Source organism: Kitasatospora sp. NPDC004799 (assembly GCF_040609095.1).
Taxonomy (GTDB): Bacteria; Actinomycetota; Actinomycetes; order Streptomycetales; family Streptomycetaceae; genus Kitasatospora.
In genome coordinates this window covers 1-3,565 of the sequence record NZ_JBEXJK010000598.1, presented here as the reverse complement: position 1 = coordinate 3,565, position 3,565 = coordinate 1, and the positions used below count along the sequence as shown (strand labels likewise).

General features: G+C 71.8%; 1 protein-coding gene and 2 pseudogenes. 1 reads left to right on the top strand and 2 read right to left on the bottom strand.

Annotated features, from left to right (window positions below):
* Positions 1–297 precede the first annotated feature (297 nt).
* Together ABZW03_RS38655 and ABZW03_RS38650 are read right to left on the bottom strand one after the other, a co-directional pair.
* A pseudogene (locus ABZW03_RS38655) lies at positions 298–1,374 on the bottom strand (glycosyltransferase); the annotation flags it as partial.
* Positions 1,375–1,678: 304 nt separating this feature from the next.
* Positions 1,679–2,689, bottom strand: coding sequence for an aldo/keto reductase (locus ABZW03_RS38650; RefSeq protein ID WP_355269227.1), 1,011 nt, complete (start codon positions 2,687–2,689; stop codon positions 1,679–1,681).
* Between the two features lie 378 nt (positions 2,690–3,067).
* On the opposite strand from ABZW03_RS38650, the pseudogene ABZW03_RS38645 reads away from it, so the two are divergent.
* Positions 3,068–3,565, top strand: a pseudogene (locus ABZW03_RS38645) (hypothetical protein); the annotation flags it as partial.

The following is a 3,565-nucleotide window of genomic DNA, read 5'->3' as shown; positions in this document are numbered from 1 at the left end:
CGGCAACGGCGTCTCCGAGCTGATCCAGATGGCCGTCACCGCGCTGGTCGACGACGGCGACGAGGTACTCGTCCTCGGCATCGAGACCTCCTGCGACGAGACCGGCGTCGGCATCGTGCGCGGCACGAACACGGCGTGCCACGGGGCCGCAAGTCGGGCGCGCCTGGCGGCGGCGAAGGTGATGACGATCCACAGCGCGGCCGAACCGGCTTGCGCCGCCATCGCCGGAAGCACGAGCCCGGAACCGGTCGAGGACCAGGCCCGGCCGAGCACGGCGATCAGGGTGAGGGCGGCGACGACGGGCTGGACCAGGGCGGTGAGCGGGGAGGCGGCGATGACGCCGAGCAGGGCCAGGATTCCTGAGGCGCGGAAGCGGCGCAGGGTGTGGCGGGGGTTGCGGGTGTGCACCGTCGTCGTCATCAGGAAGCCCTTGAACCAGCGGGTGCGCTGCCGGACGAACGGGCCGACCGTGCCGAGGGCCTCCTCCCAGGTGACCGTCTCGATCGTCTCGGTGCGGTAGCCGAGTGCGGCGCAGCGCATGCCGAGGTCGGCGTCCTCGGTGACGTTCCAGGCGTCCCAGCCGCCGAGGCGGCGCAGTGTGTCGGTGCGGAAGTGGTTGCTGGTCCCGCCGAGGGGGATCGGCATCCGCAGGCGCGCCAGGCCGGGAAGGAACAGGCCGAACCGCAGCGCGTATTCCATGGCGAACTGCTTGGTCAGCCAGTTGTCGGTGGGGTTGCGGAACAGCAGTCGGGCCTGGACGCAGGCCAGTTGCGGGCCGCGCGCGGCGAACCGGGCCGCGACGTGCCGCAGTTGTGCGGGGTCCGGGCGGTCCTCGGCGTCGAAGATCACCAGGAGTTCGCCGCGGGCCAGCATCAGGCCCAGGTTCACCGAGCGGGGTTTGGTCTGGGGTGGGCCGGGCGGGAGCTGGACGACGCGGACGAACGGGGGCGGGTCGGCGGCGAGCACCGCCCGGGTGGTGTCCGGGTCGTGCCGTTCCACCAGGATCAGCACCTCGAGCCGGTCGGGCGGGTAGTCCAGCCCGGCCAGGTGCCGCACCAGGCCACCGATCACCCCGGCCTCCCGGTAGGCGGGCACCAGCACGGTGTAGAAGGGGAGTTCGGCCTCCGGAACCGGTGGGTCCGCGGGCCTGCCGCCCTGGCCTCCCCCCGCCAGCAGACCGGTCAGCGCGACCACGGCGTGCAGCAGGCTGTAGCCCGTCACCACCGCGATCAGCAGCGCGAGCGCGGGCAGCGGTGCGAGCACCACGCCCGCCAGTGCGCCGGCCGCGCCGACGGCCAGTGCCACCAGCTGCCAGCGGGCGAAGCCGGACTTCGCGGCCAGGTCCGGATGCCGCCGGGTGAAGCCGTCGGCCATCTCGTCGGCTATCCGGTCCGGCCACTGCTCCAGGATCCGGCGCTGCGTCTCCGCGCTGCCGCGCGCCAGTGCTGCGACCACGTCCGTCTCGACGAGCCCCGTCATGCCACCACCCCCGTGCTTCCCTAGGTATGACAAGAACTATCAGCTCAGGGCGTCCGCCCGTAGGTGCCTCAGGTACCGGCAGCAGGCAGGGCCGCACGGCCCGCTCCGCTCGCGCCCGCCCGCCCGCCCGCCCGCAAGCACCGCCGGACCCAAGGAGGCCGAGGCCAAGGACTCGCCGAAGGCCCGACGGCAGCCCGGACTACCTGGAGCCCGCCACAGGGCGCGACTTGTAGAAGGACTCCTCCAAGTAGGCGGCCTCGTGCGGCTGGTAGGGCTCCTCCAGGTAGGCGGCCTCGTCTTCGTCGAGTTCGACGTCCACCGCGGCGACCGCGTCGGCCAGCTGGGCCGGCTTGGTGACCCCGACGATGGGCGAGGTCACCGCCGGGTTGCGCATGACCCAGGCCAGGGCGACCTGGGCCGGGGACAGACCCCGCTTGCCCGCGATCTCGTGGACGCGCTCGGCCACTGCCTGGTCCCCGTCGCGGTAGAGGATCCTGCCGCCCTCGTCGGTCTTGGCGCGCGCCGTGGCGGTGTCCCGGACCCGCGTCAGCCTGCCCCGCGCCAGCGGGCTCCACGGGATCACGCCGACGCCCTGGTCGGCGCAGAGCGGGAGCATCTCCCGCTCGGCTTCCCGGTGGATGAGGTTGTAGTGGTCCTGCATCGACACGAACCGGGTCCAGCCGTTCAGGTCAGCCAGGTACAGGGCCTTGGCGAACTGCCAGGCGTACATGGACGAGGCTCCGATGTAGCGGACCTTCCCGGACTTGACCGCGTCGTGCAGCGCTTCGAGGGTTTCCTCGATCGGGGTGTCGTAGTCCCAGCGGTGGATCTGGTAGAGGTCGACGTAGTCGGTCCCCAACCGCTTCAGGGAGGCGTCGAGCTCGGCGAAGATCGCCTTGCGGGACAGCCCGGCGCCGTTCGGGCCGGGGCGCATCCGCATCCAGACCTTGGTGGAGAGAACGACCTCCTCGCGCCGGGCGAAGTCCTTGACCGCCTGACCGACGATCTCCTCACTGCTTCCGGCGCTGTACCCATTGGCCGTGTCGAGGAAGTTGACGCCGTCCTCGAGGGCCTGCTTGATGATCTCCCGGCTGGCGTCCGCGCCCAGCGACCAGGGCTCGCCGCCCCGGTCCGGCTCGCCGAAGCTCATGCAGCCGAGGGCGATGGCGGAGACTTCCAGACCGGTCGTTCCGAGTTTGATGTATCGCATGCTTCGAAACCTAGGAGTTGAAGTGCGTTCTAACGCAAATTCGGAGGCGTGGGGCCTGCACACCCTGTCAGGTTTCGACCGTTTCGGTCAGGCGTACCAGAGGACCCAGGAGTAGCGAGTAGCGAACTGTCAATTCTCGGCCGAGCGTGTGGGGCACCACTCAGCCCTCCCGACGGCAAGCCGCCCTGGCGGGTCCGTCGCCACGACCGATCATCGCTCGATTGCCAAGGGAGTCCGCCAGGAGGCGTGGGCGGTAACAGCAGAGCAGGCACGGCCCCTCCACCGCTGGGACACCCGGCCTCGGGACCCACGGGCGGAGGGCCCCCTTCGGGCGAAGGCCCTGCCCGGACGAAGGTGCTTCCCCTATCGTCGGGTGGCATGAGGGCTGTGGGGGCGGACGAGGACGGGGACGGGGTGCCGTACGCGGGGGTGCCGCCGGTCTTCGACGATCGCACCAGGGACGCGTGCGTCGTCGTGCCGGGCATCATGGGCAGCGTTCTGCAGGACACTGCGACGGGCCGCCCGTTGTGGGGGGCTGACCTGTCGATGCTCACCGACCCGCTGCTGGGCAGGGGCTTCCTGGGCGCACTGCACGCCGACGCGCAGGAGCGGGCCGCCGACGGCACCACCTTCCGGCGGGCGCCGGTGGCCCGGATCCGGGCGACCGGGCTGGTGTCGAGGCCGTGGTGGCTGCCGGTCCTGGAGGGCCTCGAACCGTACACCGACCTGACAGCGGCCCTGCGCAAGGCCACGCTCGCGCCGGAGGCAGTGCTGCCGTTCCCGTATGACTGGCGTCTGGCCGTCGCCTACAACGGGGCGGTGCTGGCCCGCGCGGCCCGCGCGCACCTGACGCGGTGGCGCGAGCAGGCCGCCGCC

Excerpts from the sequence above, each read along its gene's own strand:
- ABZW03_RS38650 (WP_355269227.1), bottom strand. The coding sequence starts at position 2,689 with ATGCGATACATCAAACTCGGAACGACCGGTCTGGAAGTCTCCGCCATC.